The sequence below is a fragment of the Pseudomonas chlororaphis subsp. aurantiaca genome (genome assembly GCF_013466605.1).
GTDB lineage: Bacteria > Pseudomonadota > Gammaproteobacteria > Pseudomonadales > Pseudomonadaceae > Aquipseudomonas > Aquipseudomonas chlororaphis_I.
The window spans coordinates 1,687,491-1,711,867 of record NZ_CP059162.1; the positions used below are offsets into that span (position 1 = coordinate 1,687,491).

The following is a 24,377-nucleotide window of genomic DNA, read 5'->3' on the forward strand; positions in this document are numbered from 1 at the left end:
CCCGATAACGCCATAGCACTTTTCCGTGCAACCAGATGCCGATAGCGGTCGGCAGCGGAGGAAGTGCTCATGGCTAGGTTAATCGGCGTCGTCAGTAAGGTAATCGGGCAGGTGGTAGCGGTCGCGGCGGATGGTAGCCGGCGCGTCCTGGTAGAGGGCGATCGTCTGTTTGCGGGGGATCAACTGGTGACCGGTGCGCAGGGCGCGGTGGCCGTGCATCTGCAGAACGGCCAGGAACTGACCCTCGGGCGCGACAGCAGCCTGCAATTGACCCCGCAACTGTTGGCGCACCAGGCGCCCCATGTACAGACTCCGGAAGCCGTGCCCCCCAGCGAGGCGCAGCTGACCGATGTCGAACAACTGCAGAAAGCCATCGCTGCCGGCGCCGACCCGACGCAAACCGGCGAAGCCACGGCGGCCGGTCCTGGTGCCACGGGTGGCACCGCCGGTGCCCTGGGTGGCGGGCATACCTTTGTACTGCTCGAAGAAGTCGCGGGCCGGGTCGAGCCGGTCATTGGTTTCCCCACCGCGGGCTTCAACGGAATCCCCGAATTCGTGCCTGAGCGGATTGCCGCGGTACCGCCAAGCGACGACGACAGCGGTATTGCGCCGCCGCCCCCACCGAACAACCCGGTTACCCTGGGCGGCCTGTCGGTCGCCAATGGCGAGTTGACCCTCAGCGAAGCCAATCTGCCTCAGGGCTCGGCGAGCAATCCGGCGGCGCTGGTGCAGAACGGAACCTTCAGTATTTCTGCGCCCGACGGGCTGCTCAACCTCAGTGTGGGCGGGATCGTTGTGGTCAGTAGCGGGGTGGCCGCGGGCTTTCCGCAGTCGATCACCACTGCCCTGGGCAACACCCTGACCATCACCGGTTTTGATCCTGCCACGGGTACGGTCAGCTACAGCTATACCCTGGTCGGCAACGAAATCCATTCCGCCGCCGACGGCGCCAACAACCTGAGCGAGCATTTCACCGTGCTGGCCAGCGACAGCAATGGCGATTCGGCGAGCAACTCGCTGGATATCAACATCACCGACGATGTGCCCCAGGCGTTCAACGACAGCAATGGCGTCGCCTCGGAAAGCCAGCTGGTACTCACTGGCAATGTCCTGACCAACGATGTGCAGGGCGCCGACCGGGTGCCCAGCGGACCGATCATCGCCGGTACTTTCAATGGCACCTACGGCATCCTGGTGCTGGCGGCCGACGGTACCTATACCTACACCCTGCACACAGACGATCCGGCGTTCCTCGCCCTCCAGGGCGGCGGCAGCGGCACCGAGACCTTTACCTACACCCTGACCGATGCCGACGGCGATACCAGCAGCGCCAACCTGGTGTTGCAGGTGCACAACAACGATGACCCGGTGGTGATTCAAGGCCTCAATGCCGTAGGCGGAGAAGTCACGGTCTACGAGAAGAACCTGGCGGACGGCAGCAGCCTGGATGCGGGCGCGCTGACCCAGAGCGGCACCTTCACCGTGACCGCGCTGGACGGCATGCAGACCCTGACCGTGGGCGGGATCAACGTGGTGACGGGCGGGGTGGCCGCGGGCTTCCCGCAATCGCTTACCACCGCCTTGGGCAATACCCTGACCATCACCGGCTACAACGCGGCTACCGGCGTGATCAGCTACAGCTACACCCTGGCGGACAATGAGGATCATCCAACCGCCAATGGCGCCAACAGCCTCAGCGAACACTTCAATGTGGTGGCGACCGATGCCGATGGCAGCACCGCCAGCGGCTCGCTGGATGTGAACGTGGTGGACGACTTGCCAACGGCAGTCAATGACAGCAATGGCGTCGCCTCGGAAAGCCAGCTGGTGCTCAGTGGCAATGTGCTGACCAACGACGTGCAGGGCGCCGACCGCGTCCCCAGCGGCCCGGTGACCGCCGGTACCTTCAATGGCACCTACGGCACCTTGGTTCTGGCTGCCGATGGCACCTACACCTACACCCTCAATACCGAGGATGCCGACTTCAAGGCACTGCACGGCAATGGCAACGGCACCGAGATCTTCGCCTACACCATCACCGACGCCGATGGCGACTCCAGCAGCGCCAACCTGATGCTGAATATCCATAACAACGATGACAGCGTGACCCTTGATGGCCTGGATAGCAACGGCGGCGAACTGACGGTCTACGAAAGGAATCTGTCAGATGGCAGCAGCCCCAATGCCGCGGTCCTGACTCAGAGCGGCACCTTCACCGTCACGGCCCTGGACGGCCTGCAAACCTTGACGGTGGGGGGCATCAGTGTGGTCAGCGGTGGAGTCGCCGCCGGTTTCCCACAATCGATCACCACCGACCTGGGCAATATCCTGACCATCACCGGCTACAACGCGGCTACCGGCGTGATCAGCTACAGCTACACCCTGGTGGACAACGAGGACCACCCAACCTCCAACGGCGCCAACAGCCTCAGCGAACACTTCAATGTGGTCGCCACCGATACCGATGGCAGCACCGCCAGCGGTTCGCTGGATGTGAATGTGGTGGATGACCTGCCGACAGCGGTCAATGACAGCAACGGCGTCGCCTCGGAAAGCCAGCTGGTGCTCAGTGGCAATGTGCTGACCAACGACGTGCAGGGCGCCGACCGCGTCCCCAGCGGCCCGGTGACCGCCGGTACCTTCACCGGCACCTACGGCACCTTGGTTCTGGCTGCCGATGGCACCTACACCTACACCCTCAATACCGAGGATGCCGACTTCAAGGCACTGCACGGCAATGGCAACGGCACCGAGACCTTCGTCTACACCATCACCGACGCCGATGGTGACTCCAGCAGCGCCAACCTGGTGCTGAATATCCATAACAACGATGACTGCGTGACCCTGCACTGCCTGGATATCCCCGGCGGCGAGCTGACGGTCTACGAGAAGCACCTCAGCGATGGTACCAGCCCCAATGCCCCGGCCTTGACCCAGAGCGGCTTCTTCGCCGTTATCGCACCGGACGGCCTGCAAACCCTGACCGTGGGCGGGATCAATGTGGTGACCGGCGGAGTGGCCACGGGCTTCCCGCAATCGATGATGACCGCCTTGGGCAACGTCCTGACCATTACCGGTTACGACGCCAGCACCGGTGTCGTCAGTTACAGCTACACCTTGCTCGACAATGAAAACCACCCGACGGGGCAGGGGGCCAACAGCATCGCCGAGCATTTCACTGTGTTCGCCAGCGATGGCGACGGCAGCAGTGCCTCCGGGGTGCTCGATGTGAATATCGTCGATGACCTGCCCACCGCTCATCCCGATGTGGCGATGGCCGATGAAGGCACCACCATCAGCGGTAACGTGCTGGGTAACGACGTTGGGGGCGCCGATGGGCCGGCAGCCACAGGCGCGGTGGTCGGCGTGCGGGCCGGCAGCGATACCTCGACCCCGGCCATTGGCGGCTTGAATACCACCATCAACGGCCTGTATGGCACGCTGACCCTGGACGCCTTCGGCAACGCGACTTATCACAGCTATCCGAACTCGGTCACCGCTCACGATTCGGAAGATGTGTTCGTCTACACCGTGCGTGACGCGGACGGTGATGAAAGCACCACCACCATCACCATCCAGATCTGCGACAACGAATTCAGGGCGGTCAATGACGAGGATGTCACTGTCTTCGAAAAAGCCCTGGACCTGAACAAGGACGGCCAGGACCTGGCGGCCGGCACGGTGATCGGCAGTGACCCGGGCAACACCGGCGAAACCGCCACCGGCACCCTGGTCGGCTCGGTCATCGGCGGCAGTGGGGCGATCACCTACACCCTGGTCGGCAGCGCCACCGGTACTTACGGGCAGATCCTGCTCAACCCCGACGGCACCTACCGCTACACCCTGACCTCGGCGCCGAAAACCTCGCCGAACGCCAACGACGGCCCCAACGTGCTGAGCGAAAGCTTCACCTACAAGGCCACCGACGCGCTGGGCAATACCACCACCAGCACCATCCAGATCAGCATCGTCGACGATGTGCCCAAGGCGGTCGCCAGCGAGCGTGCGGTCACTGCGCTGGAAGTCGATTCCAACCTGCTGCTGGTGATCGACGTTTCCGGCAGCATGGCCGATCCGTCGGGCGTCCCCGGCCTGTCGCGCCTGGAGCTGGCCAAGCAGGCGATCAGCACCTTGCTCGACAAGTACGACGACATGGGCGATGTGAAGGTCCAGATCGTCACCTTCAGCAGCAGCGCCACGGACAAGACGCCGATCTGGGTCGATGTGGCGACGGCCAAGTCGATCATTGCCTCGCTGACCGCGGGCGGCGGCACCAACTACGATGCGGCCGTGGCCGCGGCGAAGCTGGCGTTTGTCACCAGTGGCCAGATCAGTGGCGCACAGAACGTCGGTTATTTCTTCTCCGACGGCAAGCCCAACGATGGCCAGGAGATCGGCACCGCTGACGAAACCGCCTGGAAAGCCTTCCTCGACGCCAACGGCATCAAGAACTATGCAATCGGCCTGGGCAGCGGTGTCAGCAACAGCAACCTCGACCCGCTGGCCTATGACGGCAGCACCCACATCGATACCAATGCCGTGGTGGTCACCGACCTGAACCAGCTCGACTCGGTGCTGGCCGGTACGGTACAGGGCACCCCGGTCACCGGCTCCCTGCTCGGCGAAGGCGGCTCGTTCGGCGCCGATGGCGGTTTCATCAAGACCCTGGTGGTCGATGGCACCACCTACACTTATGACCCCAGCGGCAATGGCAACCAGGGCTCGCTGAGTTTCAGCGGCGGGGTCAACCACGGCACCTTCAACACCCTGGACAACAGCCTCAGCATCGCCACCAACAATGGCGGCACGCTGGTAGTGAAACTCGACACGGGCGACTACACCTACACCTCGCAGAAAATCACCAGCGTGGTGCTGACCGAGACGGTCGGCTTCACCGTCAGCGACAACGATGGCGACCTGGCCAGCTCGACCCTGGTGGTCAAGGTCAACCCGAACACGGCGCCGGTGGCGGGCGACGACCACATCATCACCAACATTCTGTCGGGCACTATCGTGGTGCCGGCCGATGCCCTGCTGGCCAACGACAGCGACGCCAACGGCGATCCGCTGACGGCCGCGCCGACCAGCTTCAACACCGGCTGGCTGTCCCCAGGGGCGGACTTTACCGCCGGCAGCCTGCAGACCATCGGCTTCACCGGAGGGTCCAACCAGACCCTGACCGTCGCCCGGGCCTCGTTCAATGCCAATACGGCGGCGATGACGGCAGCGGTGGTGATCAGCGGCTTCCTGGGCAGCATCAACAACGGTAATAGCAACGACGAGGATGTGATCAGCGTCAACCTGAAGCAGGGCGAGACCCTGAACCTGGATCACAACCTGACGGCGGGCCGGGTGGGCATGGAGTACGCCTTCAATGGTGGGGCCTACACCGCGATCGCCGACGGCGGCACCTTCACCGCGGGGGCGGATGGCACTTACCAGATCCATATCACCAACCTGACCAACCCCAGCGGCGGCAACGCCAACGGTTCGGAAAACTACCAGCTGACCATGACCGTCAACTACGCTGGCGGCCAGGAGTCCACGCCGGATTACCACGGTACCTACACCGCCAGCGACAGCCATGGCGGCAGCGACAGTGCGGCGGTGAGCATCAGCTATCAGGGCGGCCATACCCTGACCGGTACCGCTGGCGACGATGTGCTGCTGGCCGGCAGCGGCGACAACCTGATCAATGCCGGCGACGGCAACGACGTGCTCGTCGCCGGCAGCGGCAACAACACCCTGCACGGCGACGCTGGCAATGACCTGTTGTTCAGCGGGCCGGGCAACGACCTGCTCGACGGCGGCACGGGCAACGACACCGCCAGCTACGCCCATGCCAGTGCCGGGGTCACGGTCGACCTCTCGCTGCTCGGTGCGCAGAACACCGGTGGCGCCGGGACCGATATCCTGACCGCCATCGAAAACCTGGTGGGCTCCAACTACAACGACAGCCTGACCGGCGACAACAATGCCAACATCATCACCGGCGGCCTGGGCAACGATGTGCTCAACGGCGGTGGCGGCGACGACCTGTTGATCGGCGGGCTGGGCAACAACACCCTGACCGGTGGCAGCGGCAGCGACACCTTCCAGTGGCAGCAGGGCAACAGCGGGCATGACCTGGTCACCGACTTCACGCCGGGCACCGACAAGCTCGACCTGTCGCAACTGCTGCAAGGCGAGAACGCCAGCAGCGCATCGCTGGACGACTACCTGCACTTCACGGTCACCGGCAGCGGTCCGTCGCTGGTCACCAGCATCGATGTCAGCGCGGCGGCGGGGGCCACGCCGACCCAGACCATCGACCTGGCCGGGGTCAACCTGGCGGCGCACTACGGGGTGACGCCGGGCGCGGGCGGGGTGATCGCGGGTGGCGCGGATACCGCGACCATCATCAACGGCATGCTCAACGACCATTCGCTGAAGGTCGATACCGTCTGAGACCTGGCGGGCCCGGCGCCAGTCTCGAGCGAGGCTGGCGCCGGGACTGAGCGGGGAAGGGCCTACATCGGTTGCGGCGGGCCGATCAGCCGCCCCATGACCCCGAACAGACCCAGGGCCTTGAGGGTGTCCAATTCGCCCTGGGTCTCGACCCGTTCGGCGATCAGCGGCAGGTCGATGCTGTGGGTGGCGCGAAATATGGCCTCGATGAACAGCTGTTTGTCGCTTTGCCGGTCGATGTCGCGGATATAGCTGCCATCGACTTTCAGGTAGGCCAGGCCGAGGTGGGCGAGGTTGCCGATCTGGCTGAAGTTGCCGCCGAAGTGCTGCAGGCCGATCCGGTAGCCGCTGTCCCGCAGGCGCTGGCTCAATTGCTGCAACTCGCTGGCCGAGGGCAGTTGGCGTTCGTCGATCTCCAGCGTCAGCAACTTGGCCAGGTCGGGCAGGGCCTTGAGCTGGTCGAGGATCCGCTGCAAGGCGTCGGGGGCGCGCAGGGTGCTGCCGGATAGGCTCAGGGCCAGCGGCCAGGCATGCTCGACCAGATAATCCAGGGTGTGTTCGAGCATGGCCAGGTCGAAGCGCGCCGACCAGCCGAGACGCTCGATCCAGGGCAGGAAATGCCCGGCGGCGATGGCTTCGCCCTGTGGGTCGAGCAAGCGCGCCAGCACCTTTTGATGCAGCACCTCGCTGGTGTCGGCGCACTGCACCACCGGCTGGAAATACAACTTCAACTTGCCGTTGTTCAGGGCGTCATCGATCCAGGCGCGCCAGTCATGCTGCGGCTGGCTGGGGCCGGCGGTGAAGTCCTGCAGCAACGCCCAGGGGCGCTCGGGGTGCTGCTGGGCCTGCGCCAGCGCCTGGTCCAGGCGCAACCATACGCCGCTCAGCGGGTCGCCCGGCCGGTAGGCGACGATGCCCAGGTGCGCCACCGGCGTGCAGTCGCTGGCTCCGGTCAGGCGCAGGTTTTCCAGGGTGGCGCTGATTTCCATGGCCAGGCGCTCGGCGCCGCGGCTGTCCAGGCCCGGTGTGAGCAGGCTGAATTCGCCGCCGCGATTGCGCGCCGCCAGCCAGTGACGCCGGTCGGCCTGGGTGCCGATGCGCTTGAGCAGGTCGCCGATGCTTTTGATCAGGGCGTCGGTGCGCTGGCCGCCCAGGCGCTGGTTCAGGCCACTGAGGTCGTTGACCCGCAGCATCAGCAGGTAACCATCGCCACTCTGCTCGTTGAGCAGCAGCTGATCGCCGAGCTGTTCGTCCAGCAGGCGCCGGTTGGCCAGGCCGGTCAGGCGGTCCTGATAGGACTCGGCCCGCAGCTTTTCGCTGCGCGCGGCCTCCTCGGCGAACAGGGCTTTGAGTTTTTCCACCATCTGGTTCATGGCCTGGACCACCCGCTTGAGTTCGGGGGGGCGTGGCACCGCCGGCAGGTTGATGAACTCGCGGTGGCTGATGGCTTCGGCCTGCCTGACCATGGCATCCAGCGGTCGCAGCTGGCGCCGCAGCAGCCAGCCGCCGAACACCGCGCTGAGCAGCCCGCACACCAGCAGCCAGAGCAGGCCACCGAGACTGCTGTCCCAGAGCCTGGCCAGGGCGAACTGCGGGTTGCTCAGCACTTCCACCCGCGCCACCTGTTCCCAGCCGCGCATGACCAGGGCGTCGCCGCCTTGCGGGTGCAGGTTCACCAGCCTGACGAACCACTGGGGGACGCCCTCGACGTTGGCGGGCACCGAACGCTCCACCAGAATGCTTTCGTCTTCGATGTTCACCACCCGGATGCTGTTGTAGTAGCCGCTGTCGAAGATCGAGCTGACCATCAGTTCCATCATCGCCGGGTCGTCGACCTGGCTGGTCAGGGACAGGCCCAGGGCGGTGGCCGCATCCTGGGCGTGGGAGCGCAGCTGGCTGAGCATCTGTTCGCGGGAGCTTTCCAGGCCGACAAAAAAACTGCCGCTGAAGGCCACCAGCAGGAACAGGCAGATGGCGAGAAACAGTTGCTTGAGTAGCGACATTCGGCACTCCTTGTCGGATCAGCCATTACCCACGGTGAAGCCCTCGTCCCGCATCTTTTTCAGCACGTCCTGCCAGCGCGAGAGTTTTTTCGGATCGATGCTGCGCGTATCGCCCGTGGCTCCGGGCAGGTACAGCCCCTCGGCATTGAAGGCGTATACCGGGTTCGGGTCCTGGCGCTGGGCGGCGGAACGAATGTCGTTGCTGAGGTTATCCAGTATCAGCGGTCCGGCGCCGGGGCTGGGGTAGTAGGCCAGGACCATGTGCGGCCGGTTGCCGCGCCTGGCCTTGACGTAGGTGAGGCGCAGTTTGTCGCTGGAAACCCCCAGGCTGCGCAGGCTGAAATACTTGGCCAGCGCATAGTCCTCGCAATCCCCGGCGCCTTTGAGCAGGGCCTCGATCGGCGTGGCCCAATAGTCGCCCTGCTGCCAGATGCGCTGGTCTTCCTTGAAGCTCAGTTGCTGGTTGAAGAAGCGGTTGATGGCATTCAGTTGTACGTCTTCCGGTTGCCCGTTCACGTCCTGCAATAACTGGTTCCAGGCGTCGAGACGCTCCCGGGCCGGGCCCAGGACCTGATGACGGTGCTCGAAGGTGCTCAGGACAGAAACGAATTCCCAGTTCGCCCGGACATTGCCCGGGTCGGTCCATAAACAGACCAGCAACAGCGACCAGCCGGCCAGCCGAAGCCGGAGCAGTGTCCACTCGGGGCGGCGCGAACGTGCGGGCATGGCGGGCTGCTCGAATGCAGGTTTCTGAAGTCTAGGCGGTATTTTTCGCGAGCATGGGCAACTGGTCGGGTTGCCACGAGCAGAGGAAGGAGACGCTCAGGGTCGGGCTCAAGGCCTGTGCAGGGTCTTCTGGCGCAGGATGTAGATCGTCACCAGCACCGCGCTGGTCAACATGAAACCACGGGCCCAGGGCAGGGGCACCAGGTAGCAGGACAGGCCGATGCTCAGCCACATCAGGCCGATGGCGTAGACCTTGCCTTTGAGCGGGATGCCGTGGCCATCCAGGTAATCGCGGATCCACGGGCCGAGCCGCGGATGGTCCACCAGCCACTGATAGAAGCGCGGCGAACTGCGGGCAAAGCAGGCGGCGGCCAGCAGCAGGAAAGGGGTAGTGGGCAATACCGGGAGGAAGATGCCGGTCACCCCCAGCACTACGCTCAGCCAGCCGATGGCCAGCAGAACGTAACGCAGGATCAGGGGGCGGTTGCCTATGGGCTTGGCCATAGGCAATGACTCAGTGGTGACGGGGCTTGAGAATGGCCGGTTTTTCGTCTGGCGCGTTGCACAGCAGGTACAGCGCGGTCAGGGCTTCCGGGATCTGCACGATCATGTCGTCCATCAGGTTGGCATCGCTGGCGATGTCGGAGAACTCGGGTTGTTCGTCGAACAGGCCGGAGCCGACCATGATCGGCAGGAGCATCTCGCTGACTTCTTCCTCGGCGGTCTCGAACCAGGCCGCTTCGCGCAGGAACACGCCTTCCATGAAGCCGATGCACCAGCCGCGCAGGTCGGAGTCGTCCGGCTCGTCGCCGAGGTCGAGGTCGCACGGCAGTTCGAACTCTTCGTCGGAGGCCAGCTGGCGGGCGATATGGGCCTTGAGGGCAATCAGGGTGGATTCGATCTCTTCGCGCTGGGCGGCGTCGCTGTAGTGCGGCTCCTCGGCGAACAGGGCGTCGATCCACTCACGGTCGGGAACGCTTTCGGAACAGATGGACAGCGCAGTCAGGTAGCCGTGGGCGGCCACATAGTCCAGCGCCTCGTCATGCAGCTCATCGGCGTCGAGGAAGGCTTGCAGGCGGGTTAATTGCTCAGCGAAGGACATTGAAGGACTACCTTGGGAATAAACGATGCTGAATTCTAGGCTTTCTTGAGCGCTCAGGCCAGCCGCAGCGCAGATTTGCGCGCTTCCAGGGTTTGCAGGAAAAGTCGGCGAGCGAAGGTCAGGCAAGGCAAAAACAGGCGAGGAAGCGGAGTTTAGGTTCCTAAATGAGCATTCCGAGCCTGTTTTTAACGCAGCATGGCCGAGCGCAGCCACTTTTCATGCAGAGCCTGAAGGTTACCGGCGGTCCATTGTCGGCACCCTTCGCCGGCAAGTGCTCGGGTATACTTGCGCGTTTTTGATGCCCGGCAGGCGTCGTAACGGTCCAGGAAAAGTCCGCTAACGGATTTGTCAGTGAAAACCGTGGTCTTTTCGGCCAGCCTGCGCACAGGGATTTCAGCGATTTTTGGAGTTTTTCATGCTCGAACAGGCTCAGCGCGTCCTCAAGGACATCTTCGGCTACGACAGTTTCCGTGGCCGTCAAGGTGCGATCATTGAGCGTGTGGCCAGTGGTGGCGACGCCCTGGTACTGATGCCTACCGGCGGCGGCAAGTCGTTGTGCTTCCAGGTCCCGGCCTTGCTGCGCGAGGGCCTGGCGGTGGTGGTCTCGCCGTTGATCGCGCTGATGGACGATCAGGTCGCGACCCTGGAGGAACTCGGGGTCGCCGCGGCGGCGCTGAACTCCACCTTGAGCGCCGAGCAGCAGCGCGACCTGGCCGCGCGCATCCGGCGGGGCGAAGTGAAGATGCTGTACCTGGCGCCGGAGCGCCTGGTGCAACCGCGGATGCTGGTGTTCCTGCAGAACCTCGACATCGCCCTGTTCGCCATCGACGAGGCGCATTGCGTGTCCCAGTGGGGGCATGATTTCCGCCCGGAATACCTGCAGCTGGGCCAACTGGCGGAAATGTTCCCCCAGGTGCCGCGCATCGCCCTGACTGCTACCGCCGACAAGCGGACCCGCGAGGAGATCGTCAATCGCCTGCACCTGCAGAATGCCGAGCGTTTCCTCTCCAGTTTCGACCGTCCGAACATCTTCTATCGCATCGTTCCCAAGGAGCAGCCGCGCAAGCAACTGCTGGCGTTCCTCAGCGAACGGCGCAGCGATGCCGGCATCGTCTACTGCCTGTCGCGCAAGAAGGTCGACGAGGTGGCCGCATTCCTCTGCGAGCAGGGCTTCCCGGCGTTGCCCTATCACGCCGGATTGCCCAGCGAACTGCGGGCCTATCACCAGAAGCGCTTTCTCAACGAGGAAGGGCTGATCATGGTCGCGACCATCGCTTTCGGCATGGGCATCGACAAGCCCAACGTGCGTTTCGTGGCGCATCTGGACCTGCCCAAGTCCCTCGAGGCCTATTACCAGGAAACCGGGCGCGCCGGACGTGACGGCCTGCCCGCCGATGCCTGGATGGCCTACGGCCTGCAGGACGTGCTGATGCTCAAGCAGATGCTGCAGAACTCCGAGGGCGACGAGCGCCACAAGCGCCTGGAGCAGCACAAGCTCGATGCCATGCTGGCGTTGTGCGAGGAAACCCGCTGCCGGCGCCAGACTCTGCTGGCCTACTTCGACGAAGACATGCCACAGCCATGTGGCCATTGCGACAACTGTGTCGATGGCGTGCAGACCTGGGATGCCACCGAGCCGGCGCGCCAGGCGCTGTCGGCGATCTATCGCACCGGCCAGCGTTATGGCGTCGGCCACCTGGTGGACGTGCTGCTGGGCAAGGACACGGAAAAGGTCCGCAGCTTCGGCCATCAGCATCTTTCCGTGTTCGGCGTGGGCAAGGCCCGTAGCGAAGGCGAATGGCGCTCGCTGTTCCGCCAACTGGTGGCCCGTGGCCTGGCCGACATCGATCTGGAAGGCTATGGCGGCCTGCGTCTGAGCGACAGCTGCCGGCCGCTGCTCAAGGGCGAGGTGACCCTGGAACTGCGCCGCGACATAAAGCCGCAGACTGCCGTCAAGAGCAGCACCAGCCAGGCCAGCCAACTGGTGCGTGGCGAAGAGCGCGAACAGTGGGAAGCCTTGCGCGCCCTGCGGCGCAAACTGGCGGAAGAACATGGCGTGCCGCCCTATGTCATTTTTCCCGACTCCACCCTGCTGGAAATGCTCCGCAGCCAGCCTGGCTCCCTGGCGGAAATGGCCCGGGTCAGCGGCGTCGGCGCGCGCAAACTGGAGCGTTACGGCGAGGCGTTCCTCGAAGTGCTGGGCGGGGAGACACAGGCGCCGAAAGTGGTGGCCGACATCCGCCACGAGCTGATTACCCTGGCCCGCGCCGGCATGACGCCGCTGCAGATCGCCGGGCAATTGCAGTGCTCGGAAAAGAACGTTTACACAATGCTCGCCGAAGCCGTGGGCAAGCAGCAGCTGTCCCTGGAGCAGGCGCTGGATCTGCCGGAAGACCTGCTCGGCGAGATCCAGGACGCCTTTCTCGATGGCGAAGGCGAGCTGCCTTCGGTGAGCGAAGTGGCTGAGCTGTTTGCCGGTCGCGTGCCGGAAGGTGTGCTGTATTGCGTGCGTGCGGCGCTGGAATCGGAATTCGAGATGTGAGTCGTCCGGCGGCAAGATGTAACGATTCAGTTCATGCCAAACCTTGCCACTCGGCAACTGTCATGCTTAGCTGACTAATAATTAGTTTTTCTTGATTTTCAGTCTACTAACTCATGAGTTGTTTATGCCGTTAACCGATCAACACCGTTTTGGCATGCAGTTGGCGCAGATGTCCCGAGGCTGGCGCGCCGAACTGGATCGCCGTCTGGCCGGGCTTGGCCTGTCCCAGGCCCGCTGGCTGGTGCTGCTGCACCTCGCCCGTTTCGATGAAGCTCCGACCCAGCGTGAACTTGCCCAGAGTGTCGGCGTCGAAGGACCGACCCTGGCGCGGCTGCTCGACAGCCTGGAAACCCAGGGCCTGGTGCAACGGCAGTCGGTGGTCGAGGATCGCCGGGCGAAGAAGATCGTTCTGTGCGCCCCGGCGCTGCCCTTGATCGAGCAGATCGAAACCATCGCCACCGCCTTGCGCAGTGAATTGTTCGTCGGTGTCGATGAAGAGGATATGCGGGTATGCATGCGGGTTCACGCGCATATCCTGGCCAATCTGGAAAAGTCTTGAGGCATAACTAGCGCCGCGGATTTTTGAGCTACCGACACCGGCGGACTATAAGAAATACCAGGTCCACAGCGGCATGCGCAGCCAGCGTATCGCCGCTGTGGTCGCTTTCGGTCCTCAAAAAAGGTTGCTCATGTTCCAGAGTCTGCTGGCCGCTCTGCGCGGCTCCGTCGGGTCATCTTGCCTGGGGAATCGTCCCTGGCTCCTTCTGCCGCTGCTGGCGACCCTGTATTCGTCCCTGGCCTCGGCGGTGGGCCTGGGCGAAATCACCGTGCATTCGGCGCTGAACCAGCCGCTGGAGGCGGAGATCGCCCTGGTGCAGGCACAAGGGCCGGAGGAGGGCGAGTTGTCGGTCAGCCTGGCGACGGCCAGCGAGTTCAAACAGGCCGGCGTCGAGCGCTTGCCGTTTCTCGAAGACTTGCGCTTTACCCAGGTTTTGCAGGGCGAGCGCAGGGTGATCCGGGTGGTGTCGAGCAAGCCGGTGAACGAGCCGTTCCTGGATTTCCTGTTGCAGGTGAACCAGGCCAATGGCCGGCAGTTGCGCGAGTACACGCTGCTGATCGATCCTCCGGGCAGTCCCGAGATAGCTCCTGCCCCGCTCAGGGAAATAGCGAAACCTGAACCGGCGATTGCCACCCAGGCTCCCCCTGTGGCGGCCAAGGTGACCGACCCTGTGGCCGGACAGTTGACGCAAGCCCAGCAGGCCAACCAGCAGCAGGACCAGGCCCGAGAGCTGCGGAACACATTGCAGCAACGGGACGAACAACTGGCACGCCAGCAGCAACAACTGGTGGAGCTGCAACGTCAGTTGACCGAGGTCCAAGGTAAGCCTGCTGATAATCCCGCTCCGGCTTCCGCACCTGTACCCGCGACACCCACCGCCGTCAGCCCACCCCCGCCAGCCGAACAGGCACCAGAGGCCGAAGGCTCGAATCCCTGGCTGATGCTTGCGGCCTTGTTGTTGATGGCTTTGCTGGTGCTGCTGGTCATGCGTCGCCGTCGTCAGCCCGCAGCCGTACCGGAGGCACAGATGCCGCCCGAGAGTCGGCCCACACGAACGCTGGCCACTGCTGTGACGACGGTGGCAGCCCAGGAGTCGTTCAGATCAACGTCCCCTGTTGCTCCGGTACAGCCCGTGGCAGGAGATCGGCTAGCCGATCGCGAGCCGTCGATCGATGTCGACTGGGACCTGATCGCACCTTCCGAACCCTCCAGCGCTCCGGCGTCTCCCGCTGCCACACCGGCGCCCTTCAGTGCCGACTCGATCGTCTGGCGCCTGGAGGAGCCAGACGAGCCGGGTTCCGGCACCAAGGCCGAAGCCGAGTCGGACGCCCAGCCTCAGAACGTCTGGCCCAGGTTGAGGTAGACCGCTTTCTGGTTGTCGTCGTTGATGCCATAACTGAAGTTCAGCGGCCCCAGCGGCGTGTCGAAACCGAGGAAGACGCTGGCGGCGTTGATGTAGCCGCTGTCGAACTCGTTGTCGTTGTTCCAGGCCCGCCCTCGCTCCAGGGAGCCGCCGATATACAGCGGGAAATCCAGGGGCAGGTAGGAGCGGGGTGTCAGCCGCCGGTAGTAGACGCCCCGCATCAGGCTGACGTTCTGGCCCGAGAGGGCATCCTGGCGGAAGCCCGACAGCTGGCGGGCGCCGCCCAGCACGAAGCTTGAGGTCACCACTTCGGCCTCATCCAGGGTCCGGCCATACCGACCACCGAGGATAAAGGTGTTCGGGCCGCTGCTCAGGGCCTTGTCCAGCTTGAACTCCCACTGCCGGTAGCGCTTGTCCGAGCCCAGGCTGGGTTCGAACTGGCGCAGCGACAGACCGATGTCCTCGCCCGCGTGGGGGAAGTAGACATTGTCCAGGGAGTCGAACGAGTAGCGCAGTTCGTAGTAGCCCTCGTTGAAGCTTTCGCTGGGCAGGTCCTGGTCGCCGACGCGCACATCGGCCTTGCCCCAGGCCTCGCCGACGCCGAAGCGGATCTCGCCGCTGTTGCCGATCTGGCGCCCGATATTGAGGCCGAAACCGTAGCGCTCCAGGCGGTATTCGGCGATCGGGTCGTTATCCAGCACGGCTTCGATATTCTGCGACTCGATGCCGATGTAAGGCGCGATGAAGTAGCGCGAGCCGACATCCAATGGCTGATAGAACTCGCTGTAGAGCTCCTGCTGATCGCCGATCTGCACCCGGGTCAGCCATTCGGCGCCGAGGCTGTTGATGCCGTTGACCCGGTAGCTGGCGCCCAGGTTGAAGGCGCTGTCGCCGCGCATGTCATCGGACAGGTTCAGCCCCAGGCGCAGGTAATCGGTGCCGCTGCGTTTGCCCCGGGCGTTGATCACCAGGGTGTGGTCATCGCCTTTGTGGACCACGCGGTATTGCACCTGCTCGAAGTAGTCCAGGCCATACAGCGTGCCCATGTCGGTCTGCAGCCGACCCAGGTCCAGAGGCTCGCCGATGTGCTGGCGGATGTAGTAGCGGATTACGTCGTCGCTGACCTTCGAATCGTTTTCCACCCGGATCGCGGTGATGATCGGGGTGCGCTGGCTGGGTGTGCGTGCGGCGCTGAGTTCGGCATCCATAGGTTCGGCCCGGCGCAGCGGCGCCAGGCGTGCGTCGAGGATGCGGGTGGCGCGATAACCGGCGTCGATCATTTCCCGGGCGCGGCCGAAGTCGGTGACCCCGAAGCTGGCCAGGGGGGGCTGGATCAGCACGTCACTCTTGTGCAGGGACGCCAGTTGTTCCTCGGAGTTGCGCCGGGTCATCAGGGTGATCGACTGGTTCAGCACATCGACCACGGTCGCCAGTTGCTGGCGCGAGCGCAGCGGGGTGCCGATGTCGACCACGATGGCGATGTCCACGCCCATGTCGCGGGCCACATCCAGTGGAATGTTGTCGGTCATGCCACCGTCCACCAGCAGCCGGCCATCCATCTCCACCGGGGCGAATACCGCCGGGATCGACATGCTGGCGCGAATCACCCGGGGCAGGTGGCCCTTGCGAAACACCACCTTTTCGCCGCTGGCGATGTCCGTGGCGACCGCACGGAAGGGGATCGGCAGCTTGTCGAAGTCCCGGGTGTCGCTGGCGTGGGCGAGCATGCTTTCCAGCAGCAGCGCCAGGTTCTGGCCCTGGATGACCCCCAGCGGCAGGCCGAGGCTGCCGTCGTCACGGAAGCTGAGTTTCTGTTTGACCAGGAAGTCGCGGTCATCCTGCTTGCGGCGGAACGGTATGTCCTCCCGGGGCGGCGCGTCGGACAGCGCCTGTTGCCAGTCGATGCTCAGGGCCAGTTTTTCCAGCTCGTCGATCTTGTAGCCCGAGGCGTACAGCCCGCCGATCACCGCGCCCATGCTGGTACCGGCAATCGCATCGATCTTCACGCCTTGCTCCTCCAGGGCCTTGAGCACGCCGATATGCGCCAGGCCACGGGCGGCGCCGCCGGACAACACCAGGCCGATCTTCGGCCGTGGCGCTTCGGCGGCGTGCAGGAACACGGGGAGCAAACACAGGAGCAGGCAGGACAGCAAACGACGCATCATGGATCTCGGGGCAAGCGATAAAGGCGGCTATTATAACGACGCCCTTGAGCCCAGGAGTCGGCAGCACCATGACAGAACGTAAACCCGAAGTGGTCATCACCTATTGCACCCAGTGCCAGTGGTTGCTGCGCGCCGCCTGGCTGGCCCAGGAACTGCTGAGCACCTTCAGCGACGACCTGGGCAAGGTGTCCCTGGAGCCGGCCACCGGCGGTACGTTCCGCATTACCTGCGACGGCGTACAGATCTGGGAACGCAAGGCCGATGGCGGTTTCCCCGAAGCCAAGGTGCTCAAGCAACGGGTGCGCGACCAGATCGACCCGCAGCGCGACCTAGGTCACAACGATCGCACCACTCAGTGAGACGGGGCTTGCGCCGCTACGGTTTTTTTGCTTGAGCCGGACAGGCTGCTGGAGACCACGATGGCGAAGATGATCAAGACGCCGCCGATCAGCATGCGCAGCGTCGGTGTTTCGTTGAACAGCAGCCAGGCCACGGTAATCCCGTAGACCGGCTCCAGGGCGAACACCACCGCCGCGGTGCGCGCCTTGATCACCGCGAGGCTGGCGACGAACAGGCTGTGGGCCAGGCCGGTGCAGAAGATGCCGAGCAGGCTGATCCACAACCAGTCGATGGCGCGCACCTCGCTCAACCCTGGCGCCGCCACCGGCAGCAGGCACAAGGCAACCACCACATTCTGGCACAGTGCCGCCTGTACCGCCGGGATGCGCGCCGAGCTGGCGCGGTTGTTCAGTGACAACAAGGCAAACAGCAGGCCCGATCCCACGGCCCAGAGCAGCCCGCTGGTGGCTTGGCTGGCGAGGTCGAAGTGCGGCGTGACCAGCACCAGGCCGACGCTGACCAGCGCCACCAAGACGATTTCGTTGAGGCGGATGCGCTCGCGGAAAATCAGCCCCTCGAGGATCACTGTGAAGGCCGGGAAGCTGGTGAACCCCAGGGTTGCGATGGCCACGCCCGCGACTTTCACCGCGATGAAGAAACTCACCCAGTGCCCGGCCAGCAACAAGCCGCTGAGCAGCAGTCGCCACCAGTCCGTGGCCTGTAGCCGTTGCCAGCGGATGCTGCTGGCGCAGCGGGCGAAGAACGCCAGGGCGAGCACCGCGAACGCCGCCCGCCCGAAGACGATGATGGCCGGCGAAGCGGCGGCGAGTTTGCCGAATACACCGGTGAGGCCGAACATCAGTGCGCCGATATGCAGGGCGCCAAGGGCAGTACGCGGAGTCATTTCAATCCTTCAAGACGGTTGAGCGGAGCGGTGCCAGTCTAAAAGCCTGGCGGGATCCGGTCTGTCGCGATCCTCGCGTTTTTTGTCGACAGCCTAGCGGCGGCCCGTCGCGCGTCGCAGCTTGCCGGGGGAGACACCGAACTCGCGCAGCACTGCCGCGGCGAAAGCACTCTGGGAGCTGTAGCCGACGCGGCTGGCGATTTCGCCGATGGGCAGTGCCGAGTCGCGCAACAGGCCGGCGGCCATGTGCAGGCGTCGGCTGCGGATGTAGTCCATCGGCGTCTGTCCGCATTCGGCGACAAACCGTGCATGCAGGCGAGCGCTGGACAGCCCGGCGATCCGCGCCAGGTCGGCCACCTGCAGCGGATGGGCGGCGTGTTGGTCGATATGGGCATTCAAGGCGGCATAGGGCAGGCGTCGGCCGCCGATGCTGGCGGGGCTGGCCTGGTTGAGGCTGGCCAGCAACAGCACCGCGCCTTGCTGGGCAATCAGCGGGTCGTTGACCGGGCTGCCGGCCAGCCAGTTGACCAGTTGGCTCTGCGCCGTATCCAGGGGCAGGCGCCCGGCGTTGTCGAGCAGGCGGCGACTGGCATCGGCGTGATCGCCCAGTGATTGCACCAGCCAATGTTCGTCGGGCACGTCGAGCACCAGGCAGCGGCTGCCGTTGGGGCTGCCACAGGCATGGTGGGCGCCGGAGGGTACCACCACGAAGCTCTGCTGGATCACCTGGCTGCCCTGGCCATCGACCTCGAAGTCGAGCTGGCCCGACAGGCCGAACACCAGTTGCGCGTGTTCGTGGCTGTGGACGATCAGGTCGTGGCTGTACTGGCGTAGCGTGAGGATCGGTCTCATCGCGGTCTCCTTGGCAGAGCGGCAGTCTACACCGGCGGCCCGGGATTCAGCGCTGTCATCGGACTGCCGTATTTCTGTCACAGGCGATTAATCGCCCGGGTGCAAGCTCGCAAAAAATGCAGGAGTGTGCCCATGACCAGTGCCGAACTCGCCAGACCCAGCCGTAAACAACGCGTGCGCACCTTGTGGATTTCCGATGTGCATCTGGGCACCCGGGACTGCCAGGCAGAGCATCTGTCGCAGTTCCTCAAGGGCTATCACGCCGACCGGATCTACCTGGTCGGCGACATCATCGACGGTTGGAAGCTGCGCGGCGGCATGTACTGGCCCCAGGCACACACCAACGTCATCCGCCGCCTGCTGACCATGAGCAAGCGCGGCACCGAGGTGATCTATGTCACCGGCAACCACGACGAATTCCTGCGCCGCTATTCGAAGCTGATCCTGGGCAATATCCAGTTGGTGGACGAGGCGGTGCATGTCACCGCCGATGGCCGCCACCTGCTGGTGATCCATGGCGACCAGTTCGATGTCATCACCCGCTACCACCGCTGGCTGGCCTTTCTCGGCGACTCGGCCTACGAATTCACCCTGACCCTCAACCGCTGGCTGAATCATTGGCGGGCACGCTACGGCTACGGTTACTGGTCGTTGTCGGCCTACCTCAAGCACAAGGTCAAGACCGCGGTCAGCTTTATCAGCGACTTCGAGGAAGCCATCGCCCACGAATGCGTGAAGCGCGAGCTGCACGGCGTGGTGTGCGGGCACATTCACCATGCCGAGATCCGCAAGGTCGGCGAGGTGGACTACCTCAACTGCGGGGATTGGGTCGAGTCGTGCACCGCCCTGATCGAGCACTGGGACGGCACCATCGAGCTGTATCGCCTGGCCGACGCCCAGGCGCGGGAGGCGCAGCGCAAGGCCGAACAGGCCAAGGTCGCGGAGTTGGCTTGAGCGGCAGGTTGCTGGCCGGGCGGACATCATCGCGGGCAAGCCTCGCTCCTGCAGAAGCAGGGGCGAGCTTGCCTGCAACGACCTGCGAAAGCGCTCAGGCCGGCGCGTGTTCTGCCATGGCCGCCTTGTAGATCGAGTTTTTCGGCTGGGCGAACAGGCGTTCGAGCATGGGTTCGAAAAAGCTCAGGGGCAGGCTGTCGTAGTCCGGATCGAACGCCGCGGCGTCGTACTTGGCACAGAATTCGGCGGTCCGCAGATACAGCGGGTGGTCCTTGAATTGCTCGCGCAGGTGCCGGTCCATGCCCAGGTGATGGAAGAAGTAGTAGCCCTGGAAGATTCCGTGCTTCTCCACCATCCACAGGTTTTCGGGGCTGACGAAGGGCTTGAGGATCGCCGCGGCGATGTCCGGGTGATTGTAGGAACCCAGGGTGTCGCCGATGTCGTGGAGCAGGGCGCAGACCACATATTCCTCATCGCGACCGTCATGCCAGGCCCGGCTGGCGGTTTGCAGCGAGTGGGTCAGGCGATCCACCGGGAAGCCGCCAAAATCGCCATCGAGCAGCTTCAGGTGCGCCACGATGCGCGCCGGCAACTGCTTGGCGTAGGCGCTGAAATCCGCGGCGATGATCGCCCAGTCTTCCTGGGTGCCATCCTTCATGTGGGTGAAACGGGCGTGAGCGTTCATCGGCAATCCTCTTGTTGTTTTTTGCGCAACGATTGGAGTCTATGCCTTGGATCCAATCCTGCACAGGCTGCGCGGGACGGCTTGGTGTCCGGCCAGGCCTAGAACGGGACCTTGCCGGTCAGCATGTCGCGGTACATGACGAAATCGCCCAGAAGGCTGTAGAGCGGATGCTGGAAGGTGGCCGGGCGATTCTTCTCGAAGAAGAAATGACCGACCCAGGCGAAGCTGTAGCCGGCCACCGGCAGGGCCAGCAGCAACAGCCAGGCGCCTTTGCCGATGGCGAAGGCGAGGATGAAGATCACCAGGGTCGTGCCCACGAAGTGCAGGCGGCGGCAGGTGCTGTTGCTGTGTTCGCTCAGGTAATACGGATAGAACTCGGCGAAGCTGTTGAATTGCTTGATGTTATCCACGACTGCGATCTCTGTGGTTGTTGTTCTGTCAGCGGGACGCTCTGCGGGGAGCTTATTTGAGTCTAGAGTCATCAATGGCTGGGGCCAGTGACAATAGGCGCCACTTTAGTATCCTTGGAAAATCGGCCGTGGCATGCGGCTCATCATGTAAAGAACCCACCATGAGCGAACGAACGACTTCTGCAAGCTGGGCGATGGGAATTGTCAAAGCTCTGGAGATGGACGGCCTGGATTGCCGTGCATTGTTCAAGCAGATCGGGCTCGACTATGCCGCGCTGGAGGACCCGGATGCGCGTTTCCCCCAGGACTCGATGACGCGTCTCTGGCAGCGTGCGGTGGAACAGTCCGGCAACCCGGCGATCGGCCTGAACATGGGCAAGGTGGTGCGACCGGCCTCCTTCAACGTGGCCGGATATGCCCTGATGTCCAGTCGTACCCTGGCCGAGGGGTTCCAGCGCCTGGTGCGCTATCAGCGGATCATCGCGGAAAGCGCTGATCTGAGTTTCCGACTTTTACCTGAAGGTTATGCGCTGATTCTGACGGTGCACGGCGATCATCTGCCGCCGACCCGGCAAAGTGCCGAAGCCTCGCTGGCCTGTGCGCTGGCGCTGTGTGGCTGGTTGACCGGGCGAACGCTGCAGCCGCGCCAGGTACTGATGCAGGGGGCTGTGCCGGTCGATCTGGAGCCCTACAAGCAGGCGTTTCATGCGCCGCTGGTGTTCAACGCGCCTTACGATGCATTGATTTTCGAGCGTGCCGATCTGGAAGCGCCATTGCCGACCGCCAATGAGGCCATGGCGCTGCTGCATGACCGCTTCGCCGGTGAGTACCTGGCGCGGTTCTCCGAAAGCCGGGTGACGCACAAGGCGCGCCAGGCGCTGTGCCGGCTGCTGCCCCAGGGGGAGCCGAAGCGCGAAGCCGTGGCCCAGACCCTGCACCTTTCCCAGCGCACCCTGCAGCGGCGTTTGCAGGAGGAGGGCACCAGTTTCCAGACCCTGCTCGACGACACCCGGCGTGAGCTGGCCGAGCAGTACCTGGCGCAGCCGAGCATGACCCTGCTGGAGATTGCCTATCTGTTGGGGTTTGCCGATCCGAGCAACTTTTTCCGCGCTTTCCGTCGCTGGTTCGATGCCACGCCCGGCGAATACCGGGCGCGGTTGCAGGAGTCCGGGGCCGCGATCAGTGACGCCAGAATGCCGGAATACACAACACGAATACGGTGATGATCTCTAGCCGGCCGAGCAGCATGCCCAGGGACAGAATCCACTTGGCGGCGTCCGGCAGGGTGGCGAAATTACCGGCCGGGCCGATGGTTTCGCCCAGGCCCGGACCCACCCCCGACACCGTACTGGCCGCGCCGGTCAGGGCGGTCATCCAGTCCACACCCAGCAGCGACAGCGCCAGGGCGATCACGCAGATGGTGATGGCGAAAAAGAACGAGAAGGTCAGGATCGAACGGACGATTTCCTCGTCGAGGCGGTGACCGTTGTATTTCTGCTTGATTACCGCGCGCGGGTGGATCAGCTGGTTCAAGTTGGCCTTGAGCAGGATATAGGCGACCTGGAAGCGGAAAATCTTGATCCCGCCGGCGGTCGAGCCGGAACAGCCGCCGACGAAGCCCAGGTAAAAGAACAGCATCAGCGAGAAGTTGCCCCACAGGCTGTAGTCGCCCAGGGCGAAACCGGTGGTGGTGACCACCGAGGTGACGTTCAGCGCGACGTGACGCAGGGCTTCCAGCCAATGCAGTTGGGTAGTCCACCAGTACCAGGTGCCGAGCACCAGCCAGGTCACCAGCAGCATCCCGAGCAAGCCCTGGACCTGCTGGTCCTTGATCAGCGCCCGGCGGTTGCCGCGCAGGGTGGCGACGTACAGGGTGAACGGCAGACTGCCGAGGATCATGACCACCACCGCCACCCAGTGCACCGCCGGCTGCGGCCAGTGCGCCAGCGAGCTGTCGGAGGTGGAGAAACCACCGGTGGAAATCGCCGACATCGCGTGGTTGATCGCATCGAACAGGTTCATCCCGGCCCACCAGAAGGCCAGGCTGCCGAGAATGGTGATGCCGACATAGGCCGCCACGATCAGCCGCGCCACCATGTGCGAACGCGGCATGACCTTTTCCGAGCGGTCCGAGGATTCGGTCTGGAACAGGCGCATGCCACCGATGCGCAGCAGCGGCAGGATCGCCACCGCCATGCCGATGAAGCCGATACCGCCGAGCCAGTGCAGCAGCGAACGCCACATCAGGATGCCCGGCGACATGTTGTCCAGGCCGCTGAGCACGGTGGCGCCGGTGGCGGTGATACCGGACATGCTTTCAAAGAACGAGTCGGTGTAGCTGATGTGCTGGGTCAGCAAAAACGGCAGGGCGGCGAAGATGCACACCACCAGCCAGCTGGACACCGTCAGCAGGTACATGTCCCGCGGGCGCAGGTGCACATGCTCCGGGCGCCCCGGTATCACCAGGGCCAGGCCGGCGACGAAGGTGATCATGCTGGCCCAGAGGAACGACGGCAGGTCGCCGGTGCGCTCGAACAGCACCAGCGTCGCCATCGGAATGACCATGGCGATGGCCAGGGTGATCAGGAAAATGCCGATGATGAAACCAATGATCCGTAGGGTCGGCAACGCCATGAGGTCCGCTCGGGGCTGATAAGGAGGGCGCCATTCTACCTGCGGCGCAGAGCATGTAAACCGGCACCCGGAAGGCACTTATCGGTAGAATGGCCGGACATTTTTTTCAGGAGGTGGCCGATGGAGGCTCTCGACGCATTGCTCAACCGTGTTTCCGTACCGCGTCTGGTGGACCCGGCGCCGACGGCGGCGCAACGCGAAGCACTGTTCGCGGCGGCATTGCGCGCCCCGGATCACGGCCAGTTACGGCCTTGGCGCTTTCTGACGGTGGAAGGCGCGGCCCGTGAACAGTTGGGCGAGCTGCTGGTGGAAGCGGTGCAATTGCAGGGTGGCGAAGCGACCCAGGCGGCCCTGGACAAGGCCCGCGCCATGCCACTGCGCGCGCCGTTGGTGGTGGTTGTGGTGGCCCGCTTGCAGGAGCACGTCAAGGTGCCGAAATCGGAGCAACGGCTGGCGGCCGGCTGTGCTGCCCACGGCATTCTGCTGGCGGCCTACGCCCAGGGGATCGGTGCGGTGTGGCGTACCGGCGAGCTGTCCTATTCGCCCCATGTCGCTAAGGGCCTCGGCCTGGGCGAAGGTGAGGAAATCATCGCCTTCCTGTACCTGGGCACGCCGCTGAACGAGCCGCGGGTCGCGCCCAAGGTGGATACGGCGGAGTTCGTCAGTGCCTGGTCGGGCAAGGCCTGATCGTA

Annotated in this window: 18 protein-coding genes; 8 read left to right on the forward strand and 10 right to left on the reverse strand. The window is 64.1% G+C overall.

All coding sequences use genetic code 11. The features are described from left to right. Positions 1 to 69 precede the first annotated feature (69 nt). A complete protein-coding gene (locus H0I86_RS07680; RefSeq protein WP_180924588.1) occupies positions 70 to 6,447 on the forward strand; it encodes a retention module-containing protein in 6,378 nt (2,125 codons plus the stop codon). A 62-nt stretch (positions 6,448 to 6,509) separates the two neighbouring features. On the opposite strand, the gene lapD is transcribed toward H0I86_RS07680, so the two are convergent. The 4 genes from lapD to H0I86_RS07700 all read right to left on the reverse strand — a co-directional run bounded on the left by lapD (position 6,510) and on the right by H0I86_RS07700 (position 10,278). Continuing rightward, positions 6,510 to 8,450: a cyclic di-GMP receptor LapD gene (gene lapD / locus H0I86_RS07685; RefSeq protein ID WP_180924589.1), complete on the reverse strand. Its 1,941-nt coding sequence runs from the start codon at positions 8,448 to 8,450 to the stop codon at positions 6,510 to 6,512. Positions 8,451 to 8,468: 18 nt separating this feature from the next. Beyond that, complete coding sequence (locus H0I86_RS07690; RefSeq protein WP_180924590.1) at positions 8,469 to 9,176, reverse strand: transglutaminase-like cysteine peptidase; 708 nt, start codon at positions 9,174 to 9,176, stop codon at positions 8,469 to 8,471. A gap of 108 nt (positions 9,177 to 9,284) precedes the next feature. Next, positions 9,285 to 9,680, reverse strand: coding sequence for a YbaN family protein (locus tag H0I86_RS07695; protein WP_016702286.1), 396 nt, complete (start codon positions 9,678 to 9,680; stop codon positions 9,285 to 9,287). A 10-nt stretch (positions 9,681 to 9,690) separates the two neighbouring features. Continuing rightward, a complete protein-coding gene (locus H0I86_RS07700; RefSeq protein ID WP_007929756.1) occupies positions 9,691 to 10,278 on the reverse strand; it encodes a UPF0149 family protein in 588 nt (195 codons plus the stop codon). 415 nt (positions 10,279 to 10,693) lie between these two features. Here H0I86_RS07700 and recQ point away from each other — a divergent pair, with 415 nt between their 5' ends. The 3 genes from recQ (at position 10,694) to H0I86_RS07715 (ending at position 14,742) form a co-directional block, all read left to right on the forward strand. After that, a complete protein-coding gene (recQ, locus tag H0I86_RS07705; protein WP_180924591.1) occupies positions 10,694 to 12,820 on the forward strand; it encodes a DNA helicase RecQ in 2,127 nt (708 codons plus the stop codon). A gap of 124 nt (positions 12,821 to 12,944) precedes the next feature. Then, positions 12,945 to 13,379, forward strand: a complete 435-nt coding sequence (locus H0I86_RS07710) for a MarR family transcriptional regulator (protein ID WP_007929752.1) — start codon at positions 12,945 to 12,947, stop codon at positions 13,377 to 13,379. A 73-nt stretch (positions 13,380 to 13,452) separates the two neighbouring features. Next, on the forward strand, positions 13,453 to 14,742 hold the full coding sequence (locus H0I86_RS07715; RefSeq protein WP_258019416.1) for a type IV pilus assembly protein FimV: 1,290 nt from the start codon (positions 13,453 to 13,455) through the stop codon (positions 14,740 to 14,742). On the opposite strand, the gene H0I86_RS07720 is transcribed toward H0I86_RS07715, so the two are convergent. Continuing rightward, complete coding sequence (locus H0I86_RS07720; protein ID WP_180925801.1) at positions 14,715 to 16,904, reverse strand: patatin-like phospholipase family protein; 2,190 nt, start codon at positions 16,902 to 16,904, stop codon at positions 14,715 to 14,717. The two genes, H0I86_RS07715 and H0I86_RS07720, sit on opposite strands and share 28 nt — an antisense overlap. 71 nt (positions 16,905 to 16,975) lie before the next feature. Here H0I86_RS07720 and H0I86_RS07725 point away from each other — a divergent pair, with 71 nt between their 5' ends. After that, entirely contained in the window at positions 16,976 to 17,266 is a 291-nt protein-coding gene (locus H0I86_RS07725; RefSeq protein WP_180924592.1) for an Rdx family protein, read from the forward strand. Here H0I86_RS07725 and H0I86_RS07730 read toward each other — a convergent pair. Together H0I86_RS07730 and H0I86_RS07735 are read right to left on the reverse strand one after the other, a co-directional pair. Further along, positions 17,260 to 18,150 (reverse strand): DMT family transporter, encoded by an 891-nt coding sequence (locus H0I86_RS07730; protein WP_180924593.1) that lies wholly within the window; start codon positions 18,148 to 18,150, stop codon positions 17,260 to 17,262. The genes H0I86_RS07725 and H0I86_RS07730 overlap by 7 nt on opposite strands. Before the next feature lie 93 nt (positions 18,151 to 18,243). Further along, positions 18,244 to 19,002: a helix-turn-helix transcriptional regulator gene (locus tag H0I86_RS07735; RefSeq protein ID WP_180924594.1), complete on the reverse strand. Its 759-nt coding sequence runs from the start codon at positions 19,000 to 19,002 to the stop codon at positions 18,244 to 18,246. A gap of 132 nt (positions 19,003 to 19,134) precedes the next feature. On the opposite strand from H0I86_RS07735, the gene H0I86_RS07740 reads away from it, so the two are divergent. After that, entirely contained in the window at positions 19,135 to 19,956 is an 822-nt protein-coding gene (locus H0I86_RS07740; RefSeq protein ID WP_101337141.1) for a UDP-2,3-diacylglucosamine diphosphatase, read from the forward strand. Between the two features lie 94 nt (positions 19,957 to 20,050). Here the strand turns inward: H0I86_RS07740 and H0I86_RS07745 are convergent, their stop codons facing one another. Beyond that, on the reverse strand, positions 20,051 to 20,641 hold the full coding sequence (locus H0I86_RS07745; RefSeq protein ID WP_180924595.1) for an HD domain-containing protein: 591 nt from the start codon (positions 20,639 to 20,641) through the stop codon (positions 20,051 to 20,053). Positions 20,642 to 20,739: 98 nt separating this feature from the next. After that, a complete protein-coding gene (locus H0I86_RS07750; protein WP_007929744.1) occupies positions 20,740 to 21,051 on the reverse strand; it encodes an Mpo1-like protein in 312 nt (103 codons plus the stop codon). A gap of 161 nt (positions 21,052 to 21,212) precedes the next feature. Between H0I86_RS07750 and H0I86_RS07755 the strand changes: the two genes are divergently transcribed. Continuing rightward, positions 21,213 to 22,274, forward strand: a complete 1,062-nt coding sequence (locus H0I86_RS07755; protein ID WP_124337830.1) for an AraC family transcriptional regulator — start codon at positions 21,213 to 21,215, stop codon at positions 22,272 to 22,274. On the opposite strand, the gene H0I86_RS07760 is transcribed toward H0I86_RS07755, so the two are convergent. Continuing rightward, complete coding sequence (locus tag H0I86_RS07760) at positions 22,231 to 23,685, reverse strand: TrkH family potassium uptake protein (RefSeq protein ID WP_180924596.1); 1,455 nt, start codon at positions 23,683 to 23,685, stop codon at positions 22,231 to 22,233. The genes H0I86_RS07755 and H0I86_RS07760 overlap by 44 nt on opposite strands. A gap of 120 nt (positions 23,686 to 23,805) precedes the next feature. Here H0I86_RS07760 and H0I86_RS07765 point away from each other — a divergent pair, with 120 nt between their 5' ends. Then, the gene (locus H0I86_RS07765; protein ID WP_180924597.1) at positions 23,806 to 24,372 is read left to right on the forward strand and encodes a nitroreductase family protein; all 567 of its coding nucleotides are present in this window, start codon (positions 23,806 to 23,808) and stop codon (positions 24,370 to 24,372) included. Positions 24,373 to 24,377 lie beyond the last annotated feature (5 nt).

What these genes read in the sequence shown, in the direction of transcription:
- H0I86_RS07695 (WP_016702286.1), bottom strand. Translation starts at nt 9,680, where the DNA reads ATGGCCAAGCCCATAGGCAACCGCCCCCTGATCCTGCGTTACGTTCTG.
- H0I86_RS07755 (WP_124337830.1), top strand. Translation starts at nt 21,213, where the DNA reads ATGAGCGAACGAACGACTTCTGCAAGCTGGGCGATGGGAATTGTCAAA.
- H0I86_RS07765 (WP_180924597.1), top strand. Translation starts at nt 23,806, where the DNA reads ATGGAGGCTCTCGACGCATTGCTCAACCGTGTTTCCGTACCGCGTCTG.
- H0I86_RS07730 (WP_180924593.1), bottom strand. Translation starts at nt 18,150, where the DNA reads ATGACTCCGCGTACTGCCCTTGGCGCCCTGCATATCGGCGCACTGATG.
- recQ (WP_180924591.1), top strand. Translation starts at nt 10,694, where the DNA reads ATGCTCGAACAGGCTCAGCGCGTCCTCAAGGACATCTTCGGCTACGAC.
- H0I86_RS07740 (WP_101337141.1), top strand. Translation starts at nt 19,135, where the DNA reads ATGACCAGTGCCGAACTCGCCAGACCCAGCCGTAAACAACGCGTGCGC.
- H0I86_RS07700 (WP_007929756.1), bottom strand. Translation starts at nt 10,278, where the DNA reads ATGTCCTTCGCTGAGCAATTAACCCGCCTGCAAGCCTTCCTCGACGCC.
- H0I86_RS07735 (WP_180924594.1), bottom strand. Translation starts at nt 19,002, where the DNA reads ATGAGACCGATCCTCACGCTACGCCAGTACAGCCACGACCTGATCGTC.
- H0I86_RS07745 (WP_180924595.1), bottom strand. Translation starts at nt 20,641, where the DNA reads ATGAACGCTCACGCCCGTTTCACCCACATGAAGGATGGCACCCAGGAA.
- H0I86_RS07690 (WP_180924590.1), bottom strand. Translation starts at nt 9,176, where the DNA reads ATGCCCGCACGTTCGCGCCGCCCCGAGTGGACACTGCTCCGGCTTCGG.
- H0I86_RS07720 (WP_180925801.1), bottom strand. Translation starts at nt 16,904, where the DNA reads ATGCGTCGTTTGCTGTCCTGCCTGCTCCTGTGTTTGCTCCCCGTGTTC.
- H0I86_RS07760 (WP_180924596.1), bottom strand. Translation starts at nt 23,685, where the DNA reads ATGGCGTTGCCGACCCTACGGATCATTGGTTTCATCATCGGCATTTTC.
- H0I86_RS07715 (WP_258019416.1), top strand. Translation starts at nt 13,453, where the DNA reads ATGCGCAGCCAGCGTATCGCCGCTGTGGTCGCTTTCGGTCCTCAAAAA.
- H0I86_RS07725 (WP_180924592.1), top strand. Translation starts at nt 16,976, where the DNA reads ATGACAGAACGTAAACCCGAAGTGGTCATCACCTATTGCACCCAGTGC.
- H0I86_RS07680 (WP_180924588.1), top strand. Translation starts at nt 70, where the DNA reads ATGGCTAGGTTAATCGGCGTCGTCAGTAAGGTAATCGGGCAGGTGGTA.
- lapD (WP_180924589.1), bottom strand. Translation starts at nt 8,450, where the DNA reads ATGTCGCTACTCAAGCAACTGTTTCTCGCCATCTGCCTGTTCCTGCTG.
- H0I86_RS07710 (WP_007929752.1), top strand. Translation starts at nt 12,945, where the DNA reads ATGCCGTTAACCGATCAACACCGTTTTGGCATGCAGTTGGCGCAGATG.